At 58.8% G+C, this 14,535-nt stretch carries 6 protein-coding genes; 3 read left to right on the forward strand and 3 right to left on the reverse strand.

Annotated elements, in window-relative coordinates; genetic code table 11:
• Window positions 1-34: 34 nt before the first annotated feature.
• The 3 genes from JK176_RS07670 to JK176_RS07680 all read left to right on the forward strand — a co-directional run bounded on the left by JK176_RS07670 (window position 35) and on the right by JK176_RS07680 (window position 3,279).
• Entirely contained in the window at window positions 35-415 is a 381-nt protein-coding gene (locus JK176_RS07670; RefSeq protein ID WP_211587332.1) for a VOC family protein, read from the forward strand.
• 94 nt (window positions 416-509) lie between these two features.
• Window positions 510-1,520 carry an MYG1 family protein gene (locus JK176_RS07675; RefSeq protein ID WP_211587333.1) on the forward strand — a complete coding sequence of 337 codons (1,011 nt, stop codon included), beginning with the start codon at window positions 510-512 and terminating at the stop codon, window positions 1,518-1,520.
• Between the two features lie 115 nt (window positions 1,521-1,635).
• A complete protein-coding gene (locus JK176_RS07680; RefSeq protein WP_211587334.1) occupies window positions 1,636-3,279 on the forward strand; it encodes a phospholipase C in 1,644 nt (547 codons plus the stop codon).
• Window positions 3,280-3,361: 82 nt separating this feature from the next.
• Here JK176_RS07680 and JK176_RS07685 read toward each other — a convergent pair whose 3' ends face one another.
• From JK176_RS07685 to JK176_RS15170, 3 genes are all read right to left on the reverse strand, one after another.
• Window positions 3,362-4,714 (reverse strand): inorganic phosphate transporter, encoded by a 1,353-nt coding sequence (locus JK176_RS07685; RefSeq protein ID WP_211587335.1) that lies wholly within the window; start codon window positions 4,712-4,714, stop codon window positions 3,362-3,364.
• Window positions 4,715-4,860: 146 nt separating this feature from the next.
• Complete coding sequence (locus tag JK176_RS07690) at window positions 4,861-5,682, reverse strand: DNA/RNA non-specific endonuclease (RefSeq protein WP_249194332.1); 822 nt, start codon at window positions 5,680-5,682, stop codon at window positions 4,861-4,863.
• 125 nt (window positions 5,683-5,807) lie between these two features.
• Window positions 5,808-14,345: a GH36-type glycosyl hydrolase domain-containing protein gene (locus tag JK176_RS15170; RefSeq protein ID WP_349291917.1), complete on the reverse strand. Its 8,538-nt coding sequence runs from the start codon at window positions 14,343-14,345 to the stop codon at window positions 5,808-5,810.
• Window positions 14,346-14,535: the final 190 nt, after the last annotated feature.

A 14,535-nucleotide genomic window follows, 5' to 3' on the forward strand; every position in this document is an offset into this window, starting at 1 on the left:
CTTACCGTCCCCCTTGACCAAAGAAAGTCTTTTCATGTTCAGCCACATCATGCTGGGTAGCAACGACATTGCTCGTTCCAAAGCATTCTATGATGCAACGCTTGGTGTCATCGGCTGTACGCCCGCCGAACCCGATGCAAAGGGTCGGCTTGTCTATGCCCATTCCGGTGGGCGTCTGATCATCACGAAGCCCCTGAACGGTGAACCGGCCACAGGCGCGAATGGCGGGACGGTTGGGTTTGCCATGAGCAGCCCCGAACAGGCCGATGCCTGGTATAAGGCTGGCGTTGAAAACGGTGGCGAGGCCATCGAAAACCCGCCCGGCATCCGCCACACCGGAATGGGTGACCTGTACCTGGCCTATCTGCGCGATCCGGATGGCAACAAGCTCTGCGCCCTGCATCGGGTCGGCTGAGAAACCAATCCCGGCCACGAGGTTGTCTGCCGGGCTGCCCTGCGGCATGAAAGGGGCTAACACGTCCCTTTCTTCCTGTCGGCAGGTTCCCAAGATGTCTAAACACACCCCCGTTGGTCTCGAAAACGGCTCAGCGCCTGTCACGGCATTGACCCATTCGGGGAATTTTCATGTCGACGAGACCATGGGTTATGTCATCCTGCATTATGCCCTTGCGCCGCAGGGAGATCTTCGTGCGCGTGTTCTCGAAGAAAAATCCGCCGATCGCCTAACCTTCATCCGGACGCGCAATCCAGACGTTATCAAATCAGCCGATCTCGTTTTCGACGTCGGTGGCCTCTATGATCCGCCCCATGGCCGTTACGACCACCACATGAAGGACAAGCCCCTTCGTGAAGACGGCACGCCTTACAGCGCGGCTGGTCTTTTGTGGAAGGATTATGGTCACGCGGCCATTCGTAACATCCTGAACACGCCGGTCGATGACGCTACCGTAGACCTGATCTGGCAGAGCCTCGACAAGTCCCTGATCCTGCCGATCGATCAGGATGACAATGGTGTGGTCAAGATGGGCAAACTCTCGCTGGCAGACATCGTCTCGGCATGCAGCCCGCCTTGGGATACGGCGGAGCTTTACGGCAAGCAAGAAGCCCGCGCACGGGAGTCCCTCGGTTTCGCCAATGCCGCCACAGCTGTCGCCTCGCATCTGATCAATGTCGTGGACCGTATCCGTGCCAGCCTCAAAGCGACGGACCGCGTTATTGAGGCTTATGAGAGCGCTGAAGACAAGCGCATTCTGGTCATGGAAACGGGAATGCCGACGGAGAAGGTCATTTTCGAGCGTGATCTGCCGGTGGTGTATGTCGTCTCTCCGGCAGGACCGGAGCAGTGGAACGTCAAGGCCGTGCCGCCCGTGCGTGGTGATTTCGGCCAGCGCGTTTCCCTTCCGGAAGCGTGGGGAGGTCTGGAACGGGACAAGTTGGCCGCGGTTTCCGGTGTTTCTGACGCCGTGTTTGCCCATCCTGCCCGCTTCATCTGTGGTGCGACGAGCCGCGAGGGGGCCATCCGTATGGCCCAACTGGCTCTGCAGATCGCCGGGGTCTGAGACGAAACGTCTTAGTTCAGAGCCTTGATCTTCAAATAAGTTTCTTCATCGGAAGTCGGTGTTGCCGCTAGGAAAGCTCCGAATTCCGGATTTCTCAGCGGCGGACCACTCTTTGATGACGAACTTTCCTTTGCGTCTTCCTGTTGCGGCGATTGGCCTGTGCCTGACATGGCCTCTCGCCGCTCACGCAGCCGACACGGTCCCTCCGACCAGAACCCCAATTAAACATCTGGTCGTGATCTATCAGGAAAACGTCTCGTTCGATCACTACTTCGGAACATACCCGAAGGCGGCCAACCTTGCTGGCGAGCCCGAATTCCATCCCTCAGCAGACACACCACGCGTCGATACGCTCGCTACGGCAGACCTACTAAGGCACAATCCCAACACGATCCTGGCCAACGGGCGGGACGCCTCCCTGCCTTTCCGACTGGATCGCACACAGGCCGCCACCGCTGACCAGAACCATGGCTACACGGCCGAACAGCGGGCCTATGACCACGGGCGATCCGACCTGTTCCCACGCTATACCGGTCGCGGACTGCCCGGCGGGGTTGGGGCGTTTGGCACCAGAGGCGAGGTCATGGGCTATTTCGACGGCAATACCGTCACGGCAATGTGGCGCTACGCACAGCGTTTCGCCATGAGTGATGCGACCTATACGGACACATACGGCCCTTCCACGCCCGGGGCGCTGGAAGTGGTGTCCGGCCAAACCAACGGTCTGCAGATCAAAACCACGACCCAGAAGCCGTCAACACTGCATGCCGCATCGCCTTATGTCGGAGACGGACAGGGCGGCTGGACCATGATCAACGACATCGATCCCGCTGACGACGTCTGCTCCACGCCCAACAATCAGGTGCGGATGACCGGGCCGAATATCGGGGATCTGCTCAACAAACATGGAATCACCTGGGGTGGCTTCATGGGAGGCTTCAACCTTTCACTCCACAATCCCGATGGCTCGACAGGGTGCCAGCGCCAAACGCTTTCCCCAACCGTGAACCAGATCGTGGCGGACTACATCCCGCACCATAACTGGTTCCAGTATTACGCCAGCACGTCCAATCCGACACATGCACGGCCATCTTCTCCAGCCGCGATCGGACACAGCATGCGCCCGGACAACGGCCAGCCGGACCCCGCCAACCACGAGTACGATCTTCAGGACTTCTTTGCTGCGACAAAAGCAGGAAACCTCCCCGCCGTTTCTTTTGTAAAAATGCCAGCCTGGCAAGACGCCCATGCGGGCTATTCGGACCCGCTGGATGAACAGAAGGGCGTGGTTGAACTCGTCAATTTCATTCAGACGCGTCCGGAATGGCGCGATACTGCCATTTTCATCGCTTACGATGATTCAGACGGGTGGTACGACCACGCCTTCGTCCCTCCCCGTCATGGCTCCGCAGATCCCGAAGTCGATCAGCTGGACGGACCGGGACATTGTGGAACCGCAGTTCGCCCTAAAGGCGTCGGTGGAGCTGAAGTGAATGGCCGGTGCGGACCGGGGACCAGAATCCCCCTGCTGGTGCTGTCACCCTGGGCGCGGACGAACTATGTCAGCCATACCTTCCTGACCCAGTCTTCCATTCCCCGTTTCATTGAAGACAACTGGCTTCAGGGCGACCGGCTGGGCAAAGGTTCTTTCGATGCGGACGCGAATTCTCTCGAGGACCTGTTCGATTTCAGTCGCAAGCCCAGACTGGATCCTCTGTTTCTTAATGCAGGAACGGGCACTGTGAAATCGCAGCCCTGAAACGACAAAGAGACGCGATCACACCGCGTCCCTTTGTCGTTATGGCCGGAGCAGAAACGCTCCGGCCTCTGATGAAGAGGTCTCAGGCGAGAAGGTAGAACACCGTCGCCGCGACACAGACCGTCACAGGCAGTGTCAGCAACCAGGCCATCACGATCTTGCTCAGCATCTTTTTGTTGATGCCCGATCCCGCAGCCACCATCGTTCCGGCCACGCCGGATGTGATGATATGCGTCGTGGACACCGGAAGGCCGGTATAACCCGCCGTCATGATCAGGCCTGCACCCACGACTTCCGAAGCTGCGCCCTGTGCAGGCGTCAGATGCGTCGTTCCAATGCCTTCACCCAGCGTCCGGACGATGCGCTTGTAGCCGACCATCGTTCCGATCCCGAGGCAGAGCGCGCTCAGAAGACGGACCCAGCCCGGAGCGTATTCAACAGTCGGACGCAGTTCGGATGCGAGGCGGGAAGCCTGCTTCTTCTCGGCATCGGACGCAGCCGGATTGGCGGCAACAGACCGCAGGCCGGACAGAACCTGATATACGTCACCGCGCAGCTCAGCCGGAACCTGGGAAGGGCCATCCGTCTGGGACAGACGGTTGATCGACGCGATGGCATCTTCCTTGAAAGAATACCGGTCATACTGCGTCACCAGCGGCAGAGCCTGCTGTGCGTCCTGACGGATCTGCTGGATGCTGACAGGAGCAGCCGGGTTCAGGGCGAAGGTTGCGGGCATGATGCCGATGATCGTCAGCATAATCAGGCCGATGCTCTTCTGGCCATCGTTGCTGCCATGCGAAAAGCTGACGAGCGTGCATGTCAGAACCAGAACGCCACGTACGATCGGGTTCGGCTTTTGCTCGGGTGTCGGCGCCTTGTACATTTCCGGCATCTTCACAAGCGAACGGATGAGGAAATACAGCAGGAGCGCGCCCACAAAACCCAGCAAAGGCGACACGGCCAGTGCACGGAGCACTTTCCAGATCTGGCTCCAGTCCACGCTGTGCCCCAGTTCGCGGGCATGAACGAAGGAATCACCGATCGCAATGCCAACCAGCGAGCCGATCACGCAATGGGAGGAGGAGTTCGGGATCCCGAACCACCATGTCATCAGGTTCCAGGCCAAAGCGGTGCCGAAAAGGGCCACCAGCATCGGAACAGCCGGATTGCCGCTCGGAGGCGAAAGCACATCGGGCGGGAGAAGCTCCACCAGCGCATAAGCAACGGAAATACCGCCCAAAATCACGCCCAGCAGGTTCATCAACCCAGACCAGACCACTGCAACAGTCGGCTTGAGCGAATTGGTATAGATGACAGTTGCAACAGCATTGGCCGTGTCATGAAAGCCATTGGCAAATTCAAAAACGCAGACCAGAACAAAGCAGAGGCATAGCGCAACAAGCGATACCGCCGAGGAAGGGTCAAAGTGAAGCATAAATCCCGGATTCCGTTATTCTGCCTCCTGCCTTAATCCATTTAATAAATTTTTAGTTATGACGTTTCTGCTTTTCACAAAACCTTCATAGTCATAATCTGAAACACAACAATATACGGCCCTACTTTCAGCAGTAGAGTTCCAAGTCAGGGCACAAGGGCTTTCACTAGCGCCTTGAGGGCTTTCTGTGCGGCCTTCGATCCCCATTCCCGCAACAGTTCACGCGCCTGTGGCTGCTTCGAGAGTGCTTCAGGCGTTTCCCGGATCGGCGGCATGGCGCTGACATGATCCTTGATGTTGGGCGGAAGTGCCGGGAAAGGATCAATATTCACTAACTGCGTCAGCAGCGCCACGCTCGTAATACGGCAGGTCGGACGATAGGTGTTCAGACACACATACGCCCCCGTGCCATTGACTGCGGGATCGTAAATCGCCTTCCACGTCACGGCAGGAACCGGAATACGGCCCTTCCCGATCGTCCGCATCTCATCCGGATCGTAACCCGGCCCTGTCACAACGAAGATTTCGCCTTCCTGTCGCGCCCAGCCCCTGACAGCACTTTCAACGCCTTCCCACGGGCCACGATTCAGCTCTGCTGTCTGCGGGACGATATTGGACAGCAGGAATGATTCCTGCTGCGCCGTCAGGCCTGCTTCATCGCCACTGGGAGTCATATGCCCCCGGTCATAGCCTGACGCCCGGTAATCGCTCAGAGTAGACCGCATACTGAGGGGAAGACGCTCATCAGCGAAAAAATTACCCTGCCGCCGCGTGCGATCCGCAATTTCCAGATTTTCTTCCGTCAAATCCTCGGCTGACCAGAGCGGCCCCTTAGTCGCTTCCGAAACAAGAGCGGCATATCCCGAATTACAGAGCTGAACCGTGCCGATCCGCGCCGTTTCCCGCAGGATGGCCGGAGGCTGCCCGTCTGCGAACAGGTCCGGACATGTCTCCGCTCTGGCCGACATGGAAAACATCAGGGAGAGAATGGGAAGAGACAGAAAATATTTCAAAAGTGGCCGGTCTCATGACGTCAGTTTCGGGAGCGGCCGGTGTTAATGGATCAGGACGCTCCGCGCAACTGACTGATTTTTCAGTTTCTTTTCATGACAACCTCAATCAGATGGACAGCCCCTTCATCTGTCAGAACGACCGGCTCCTCACCTCCAAACAGTTTCCCGTTCTCCCGAATCTCCAACACGCCTCGGCTGATCTGATCCGGGTTGCTCACCTCAATCCGATAGGTGGCTGTCTTCCAGCGCAGCATTACTTCAAAGTCCGGCCATTCCGGCGGAATGCAGGGCGAAAGAAACAGTTTGCCGTCTTCGATCCGCACACCGAGCAGAACTTCCATTCCCACGCGCTGCATCCATCCTGCCGAGCCCGTATACCACGACCACCCGCCACGCCCGACATGCGGTGCTGCGGAATAAACATCAGCCGCCACGACATACGGCTCCAGCCTGTAACGCCCGGCTGCCGCCTCGTTCCGGGCGTGATGGACCGGGTTGATGGTGGCAAACATCGCATGGGCCGTAGCGCCGTCTCCCAGCAGGGCCGTTGCCATGACGGTCCAGAGAGCCGCATGGGTATACTGACCGCCATTTTCCCGAACACCGGGCGGATAACCGCGAATATAGCCGGGGTCAGGTTCGGATTTATCGAAGGGCGGAGTCAGAACCATGATGATGCCGTCGTCCAGCCGCACAAGCTGCTCCCGCACCGCCTGCATGGCTACACGGGCGCGCTCAGGGTCTCCGATCCCGGAAATCACGGCCCAGGACTGTGCGATCGCATCAATCCGCCCTTCCCGGTTGAGATGACTGCCCAGCGGCGACCCGTCATCAAAATAGGCCCGGCAGTACCACTCCCCGTCCCAGGCGTTCTCCAGCCCGGTCTTGAGTTTCTCAAGCGCTCGGTTCCATTTCTCCAGACGGCTCTGATCGCCCCGCGCTTCCGCATGGGGGATAAACGCTTTCAGCGCCGAGGACAGGAACCAACCAAGCCACACGCTTTCTCCCCGACCGGCTTCGCCGACACGATTCATCCCGTCATTCCAGTCGCCGGTGCCCATGAGAGGCAGGCCATGAGCGCCCCATGTCAGACTGTGGTCGAGCGCTAAAGCACAATGTTCGTAAAGCGAAGCCCGCTGTTCCGTCATTGACGGCTGAAGGAAGCGTTCGTGCTCGTCATTGGCCAGAACAGGAGCGTCGAGGAAGGACAACTCCTCATCCAGAACGCTCCGATCGCCGCTAACCCGCACATACTGTGCCACCGTAAAAGCCAGCCATGCGCAGTCGTCGGAAATGCGCGTCCGCACGCCATTGCCTTTCTGGGGCAGCCACCAGTGCTGAACATCGCCCTCCAAAAACTGACGCGATGCCGCGCGCAGCAGATGCTCCCGGACCAGTTCAGGCGCGGAGGTTACAAGCGACATCCCGTCCTGAAGCTGGTCACGGAACCCGTACGCGCCGCTCGCCTGATAGAACCCGGCCCGCGACCAGATGCGGCTCGACAGGGACTGATACAGCAGCCAGCCGTTGAGCATGATGTCCATGGCCCGATCCGGAGTGCGGACCTGAAGTGCGTCCGTAACAGAACGCCAGCCCTGTTTCACATCCTCCAAAACATCATCCAGATCCACGGCCCGGTATTGTGCAATCAGTTTCCGCGCCTGTTCAACGTCCTGTCCCTGCCCCAGAAGGAAGACGATTTCTGTCTCCTCACCCGGGGCCAGAGTGATGAGCGTCTGCAAAGATGCGCAGGGATCGACGCCCGCGCCAACAAGACCCGGAAGGTCGGCTCCCCGCATGATCGCGCGAGGGGCGGACAGACTTCCATAACGTCCAAGAAATGCTGTCCGATCATCCATGAAGGAGGTCTGACGTCCTCCGAAATCTGCAAATGCCACACGATCGCCGAACGTATCTCCCCATACATTCCGCGCGAATAGGGCGCCGGTTTCAGCATCAGTTTCCGAGAACACGAAGGGGGCCGCAGACATCCGAGAGCGGCCAAGAACCCATTCCACATAGGCCGTTGCGCGCAGAGTCCGCGTCCGGGAAGTCTGGTTCACCAGACGCAGCCTTGAAATCCTGATTGGGTCTTCCCGTGGCACATACTGCACCAAGGTCGTGGCAATCCCGTCCGCAACCCGCTCGAACCGACTGTAACCGCGACCGTGATACGCAACATGAACCGCCGTTTCATCAGGGCAGACCGCCGCGACCGGCGACCAGAAAACCCGGCTCTCCTCATCGCACAGATAGAAAGCCTCTCCCGGCGGATTGCTGACCGGGTCGTTGCTCCAGGGCGTCAGCTGGTTCTCACGGCTGTTTTCGGACCAAGTATAGCTGCTTCCTTCTGCTGAGACCTGAAACCCGAAATGTGGGTTTGAGATCACGTTGATCCACGGCGCCGGCGTGGTGCGACGTCCCTGCAGAATCACGGCATATTCTGTCCCCTGCGCCGTAAATCCTCCATATCCATTTGAAAGTTCAAGTTCCGGGAGGGCTGGAGCCTCGCCCGTAGCCCTGTAAGGCCGGAAGAACGTTTCCTTCCCCAAACCCGCCTTGTCCTGCCGGATCGTTTCCGCACGGGTGATCTGGTATTGCAGGCTCCCTCCCTTTCCGGGGAGGACCACACGCGCAGCCGAGAACAGAAGCTCCTTCACCACACCGGACATCAGGCTGCCCCGCAGCAGATGGACACCCCCGGCCCCGCCGCCCACCGAGGACGATCTGACGAGCGTTTCAAGCGCCTGCTGAAGATCCTGCGCATAAGATGTCGGATGTTCATTCAGGATGACCACATCCACGGCCAGAGCCTTGAACCGGAAATATTCCTGCGCCCTGAGCACCGTGCGGGCAAGCTCGAAGTCCTCGCTTTCACTCACGACAAGCAGCAGGATCGGCAGATCGCCCGACAGACCCTGCCCCCACAGATCGGTCTGCCGTCCCGCTCCTCGTCTGATCCGCTCAGGAGAGGCCCGTAATGTCGGGCCTGCATAGAGCAGGAACCCTGCCAGCTTCTGAAACAGATCCGCCTGAGTGGGGCGAATGTCCAGATGCCGCAACTGAACCTGTGCATGTGTCCAGGCCAGCGTCAGCGCGCGGTCGAGATCTGCTGCATCCTGATGCCGCTCAATGCTGTCCATCAGCGCCGCCCGCGTCGAGGCCACGATCGTCCAGAACGACACCCGACGGGTGGTCCGTGGCGGGACCGCCAGCCTGCACCGCATAGCGAAGGCCGCATCCAGCACCGTACCGGTACTCCCGGAAAGTTCCGAAGCTCCCTGCAATGCAAGAGGTGCCCGAAGATCACGCCCCCGGCCCACAAACCGTGCACGGTCCGTTTCAATGGAGAGGGTTCCACCTCCAACCACCAGACAGGCAGCCCAGATTTCCTGCTCCCCCGGACTACGACGGCGGCGCGTGGCAATAATGGCGCGCTGCGAGGGAAGATATTCCGTTTGCACGAACATCCGGGCGAAAGCGGGATGGGCAAGGTCCGTCTCCGGCGGGCACAGCGCCAGTTCGACGTAGGACGTCACTTCGATCTCAACAGTCGCCAGACCTGTATTCCTGACGGAAACACGACGCAGTTCCGCATCGTCCTCCGCAGAGACCAGCACATCCATCGTCGTCGTCAGTTCGCCATCCTGCCGCAGATAAGTAGCGCGGTCCTCACGGAACTCGACGTTACACTGATCTGCCGGAACCCCGCAGGGCTGAAAACCGGCGGACCACACACGGCCGCGTCCGATATCCCTCAGATAGACATACGATCCCCAGTTATCGAGCGTCCCATCCTCACGCCAGCGCGTTACCGCCTGCCCGTTCCAGCGACTGTAGCCTGACCCTGCGGCGGTCAGCATGACGCTGTAGTGGCCATTGGAGAGAAGATGCGTGACGGGAGGCGCATCCACATCCAGCGTGATCTGACGCCCACCCGGAGCCTGTCCCGTAGAGGCCGGAGGCGGAAGCAGTTTCTCTTCCTTCAGCGGACGCGTTATGGCCCCGCCGATCGGCGCGCGTTCCTGAAGCAGAAGTTCGGCGGCCCCCATCATAGGCTCCGCATGAAAACGCCTGCGCATGATTCCATCCAGAATGGTATCGGCAAACGCCAGAATGGACATGCCCTGATGATGCGCCATGTAGGAGCGGATGATCGCAGGATTTTCTCCGGGCCGCAGACGCTCTTTCGTGTAGTCCAGAGCCTCATAGAACCCGAACGCTCCTTGTGCTCCGAGGGCCTCCAGACGGGCGAAATTTGCCACGGCCTTGCGGGCATTCACCATGGTGGCCAACGCCGTCGCATAAGGGGCGATCACGAGGTTCTGGGCAAGCCCCCGCTTCATCCCGAGACCCGGCACGCCGAAGTTGGAATACTGGTAATTATAGTCCAGATCCCGGGCGTTGTAGGCTGATTCCGAGATGCCCCAGGGCGTTTCACGCGCCTGTCCATATTCGATCTGACGCCTGACGATCTGTCTGCTGGTCCCTTCCAGCAGACTGTCGAACGGCGCTGCCATAACCAGAGACGGCATAAGATATTCGAACATGGAGCCCGACCACGACACAAGCGCCTCACCCCGCGCGACCGCGGCAACAGGCCGCCCGAGCCGGAACCAGTCCCGGGCGGGAACATCGCCTTTCGCAATCGCAAAGAACGAAGCAAGCCGCGCTTCGGACGCGAGCAGATCGTAGCAGTTGTCGTCCAGAACGCCGTCATTGACGACATACCCAATCGACAGCAGCCCGCGCTCACGGTTGCGAAGGAAGCCGAACTCCATATCAAGCGCCATGGTCCGGGCCTGCTCGGCCAGTTCCCGTAATAGTCTGGCTGTCTGCAGTCCAACGGCGCCGTCTCTCTGATCACTGCGAATAGCATTCTGGGCAGCCTGCAACCAGAACAGGACACTCTCAGCCCCTCCTGCCAGAATGATATCCCTGTCAGCCGTTTTCTGTCCCCTTGTCCCGTTCAGGGACTGCACTGCTTCTCCCGCACGCGCGACAAGAGCCATCAGTTTTTGTTCGACGAAAATCTGACCGGCAGCATTTTCCAGCAACTCATGCAGCAACGACCGGATATCCTGCGCGATACCGCTCGTGCGCAAGGCATTGCCACTAGCGGCCAGTTCCTCCTGAGCCAGAGCCAGAGCGTCCTGCACGCCCGGTCTCCAGCCGTCAGGCGAACGGCCCTTATGCTCCCATTCTATAAAGGTCCGGCCCAGCGTGATCAGATGGCCCGCCAGATTGCCGCTATCGACGGTCGAGACATACACTGGCGCAAGAACAGAGAGGTCTTCCGTACTATACCAGTTATAGAAATGGCCCCGATACTTTGGCAGGCGCGCCATCGTCGCAAGCGTTTCCTGCACTCGCTCCACGGCTTCCGCCATGCCGATCCAGCCAAAATCATGCGCGGCAACAACGCACAAGAGATACAGTCCCATATTCGTGGGCGACGTTCTGCGTGCGAGCAGGGCGGCGGGCTCTTCCTGAAAATTGTCAGGCGGGAGGAAATGATCCGATTCCGTGACGAAGGTTTCGAAATACTTCCATGTCCTCCGCCCCTGAAGGCGCAAAACAGCCGTCTCGTCCGCTGTTGCCTCAAGCCTGCGGGCAGAAACACTGTACTGGCTCGCCTTCCACGCGAAGACCGGCGACAGCATCCAGACACAGGCAAAGGGCAGCACCACAAGCCACACAAGAGGCGCCATCAGAGGCATCAGAACAAAGGCAAAAGCACCGAGAAGGATGGCTCCTCCCATCTGGCGCACATATCCCATCAGGCTTTCCCGCGGCGCCTCGGCAGCCTGCGCCGCCGTTACCCATTGCAGAAGATGCCTGCGCGTGACAAACACCCTTGCGAGCGTTCGAACGATCGCATCGCCCATCAGGCAGGCCTGATCCGCCAGAAACACCAGACAGAGCGCAGTGGTCAGGACAGTCCGCTTCAGGTCTGTGCCGAGCAAAGCCAGATAACTGTCAAGCGTCTCTCCCTGCCGGAAGCGAAACGCGTCAATCAGCAGCGGCAGAGTGGCTGGAATGGCAACGGTTGCGACAATGCACATCGTCCAGACGAACGCATCATGCCCTCCCAACATCCACCCTGCAAACAGGGCCGCGACGGCCATGGGTGCGGACAGACTGCGCCGCAGGTTATCCAGCATTTTCCAGCGCGCGATACCCGTCATGGGCGTTGAGCGTCTACCGATCGTCGGAAGCCACCCCATCCATGAAAAAATCCATGGCAGTAGCTGCCAGTCCCCCCGTGCCCACCGATGCAGACGGGATGCCGAAACCAAATAGTCAGTAGGAAATTCTTCAATGACCTCAATATCGGTCACAAGCCCGGCGCGGGCGAAGACGCCTTCAAACAGATCGTGACTCAGCAGCGTTCCTTCAGGCACCCGTCCGTCCAACGCAGCCTCGAAGGCATCGATGTCGTAGATTCCTTTCCCGGCAAACGACCCTTCTGAAAACATGTCCTGATACAGATCCGACACAGCGGCGGTGTAGGGCTCGATTCCGTTCGGGCTGGAAAAAACCCTCTGAAACAGTGTGCTGCTTCGCGCCTTAGGCAGCGAAGGCGTGACACGTGGTTGAAGGATGCCGTAGCCCTCCACGACAGCCCCGCGTTCCGGATCGAAACTCGCCCTGTTCAGAGGATGCGCCAGTTTGCCGACCAGACGCCGGACCACTTCGTAAGGCAGGCGCGTGTCGCTATCGAGCGTTACGACATACCGCACGCCTTCTGGAATCCGCTGCCCCGAAAGCGGCATGAAACTCGTATCCTGCGCCCCACGCAGAAGACGGTTCAGTTCATGCAGCTTGCCACGCTTACGTTCCCAGCCAATCCATTTCCCTTCGCCTTCAGACCATTTCCTACGACGATGCAGCAACAGGAAACGGTTCGAGGCACCGTCAATTGCCCCATCGGTCCGTCCATAGATCCTGTTCAGTCGCTCAATGCCCTGTACGGCCTGCTCCAGCAGGTCTTCATCCCCTGCGCGGTGTTCGGAAGACCAATCCGTCCAGTCCGTCAGCAGCGCGAAAAAGATATCTCCATCCCGGCTGGCGAGATAATGTTTTTCAAGCCGATCAACCATTTCCCCGACAGCCTGCCGGTGCGTCAGAAGGGTCGGCACTACGACCATCGTCCTCAGTTCGGCCGGAATACCCTGTTTGAGTTCCAGTGCCGGAAGTTCTGAAACCGTAATAGCCCACATCAGAAAACGGTTCATTCCGGAAACCACGGCATCGGATGCCGGGATGAATCCCAGAACGAGTAGAAGCAGGAATGCCCGTCCCGGCAGATAACCGTTCATGAGCGACAGAAACGCTGCCAGCAGCAGAAGTGTCAAAAGCGTAACGGCAATACTGTAGCCGGTAATGCCAAGCTGACGACTGATCTTCCCGACCTGAACCCGCAGCGGCGCGCGAAACCCCAGTTCCTGCTCAAGAGCGGAACGCCCCTCCGCAATCAGGTAATATCCGGGATCAGCACGCCGTGGCTCCGCAGATTGCTCGACACGGGCATTCTGCGCTTTTGCAACTGCCAGACTGGCAATATCGCACTCTGTAAACCGCGATCCTTTAGCGAGTTTTTCAACAGCCCGGCAGTAGAGGTGGCGCGTCGTCAGATCCATCCCGGCAAATTCGCCATGAGCCGCCAATATTCTACTGACAAGACTGACATCCTCGACCAGATCGTTCCAGTCGGTCGTCGTCATCAACCGGATACTGTTGATAATGTTACGAATTGTCGCGTTCAGGCCGCCCTGCTCCTGCATTTCCTCATGAACGAGCGTCTCCAGATCCGTTCCTTTTTCCTGGAGCACGCCATCAAGCCAAAGAAACGCAGGGTCTTTCTGCGGATCATGCCCCCGTAGACGATGGGCGAACTGAACAAGAAAAGCGCGCGAGAGCGTGTGGATCTCAACCCCAGCGAGAAGCTGCATGGTCTGCGGACCATTGACGCCCCCGTTTTCCGTCAGCGCATCGACAAGAGTATCGGCCCTCTCCCGCGCCTTCAGGTCAGCGCTGATTTTTTGTGAAATACGCCGCAGGTTTTCAATCAAAACGATGCGAATATTAATCGGAACGGCCCAGAGTTCCCGGATCAGCAGAGGCTGGGTCTGTTGGTAGGTCTCCAGAAACTCGCGGATCGTTTCTGAGCTGATATGACTGTCCGTATGCGCCACCAGCGCCCAGGCGATTTCGAAAACGCGGGGTAGTCCGGCAAACGCGCCATCCACAAGTTTGGGGAGGTCACGGTAATAGCCGACAGGCAGCTCAACCTTGATGGTCTGAATCTGCATGTCCATCAGATAATAGTTGTCGATCAGCCATTCAGCGGCTGGGGTCAGTTGCTTTCCCTGCTCCGATGCGTGGGACAGGACAATATTGGCATCCTGCAACACCCGCGCATTGTCGTTCAGACGGGCAATGAGCGGGCTACCACGAGTACCAAACCCGATCCGGGCATGGGAGACTGCCAGACTGTGAGCATGCGTCCGCATCCGCTCCAGACCGAACAAGTCTGCCCGAATGGGGTTTTCATCCGCCCAGCAGTTTCGCGAATGCGCGCCCTCTTTCGGCGCGCCGGGGAGATAAGAGGACACCGATTCGAGTGATGCCCGAAGTCTAAACATTTGTGTTCTGATCGACATCTTTACCACCCCATCTCCGGAAAAGGAGACTCATCCAGACGCCTGAAACCGGATTGAGAAAGCTGTCTTCAGCAACAGGTTCTTGTTATTTCTTTTGTGACGGATCACGTTTCCTTGCTGTTGAGGAAACGCCTGGTAAAAA

The organism is Gluconobacter sp. Dm-73, from assembly GCF_018256215.1.
Taxonomy (GTDB): Bacteria; Pseudomonadota; Alphaproteobacteria; order Acetobacterales; family Acetobacteraceae; genus Gluconobacter; species Gluconobacter cadivus.

Excerpts from the sequence above, each read along its gene's own strand:
- JK176_RS07670 (WP_211587332.1), top strand. The coding sequence starts at position 35 with ATGTTCAGCCACATCATGCTGGGTAGCAACGACATTGCTCGTTCCAAA.
- JK176_RS07675 (WP_211587333.1), top strand. The coding sequence starts at position 510 with ATGTCTAAACACACCCCCGTTGGTCTCGAAAACGGCTCAGCGCCTGTC.
- JK176_RS07680 (WP_211587334.1), top strand. The coding sequence starts at position 1,636 with ATGACGAACTTTCCTTTGCGTCTTCCTGTTGCGGCGATTGGCCTGTGC.
- JK176_RS07685 (WP_211587335.1), bottom strand. The coding sequence starts at position 4,714 with ATGCTTCACTTTGACCCTTCCTCGGCGGTATCGCTTGTTGCGCTATGC.
- JK176_RS07690 (WP_249194332.1), bottom strand. The coding sequence starts at position 5,682 with ATGTCGGCCAGAGCGGAGACATGTCCGGACCTGTTCGCAGACGGGCAG.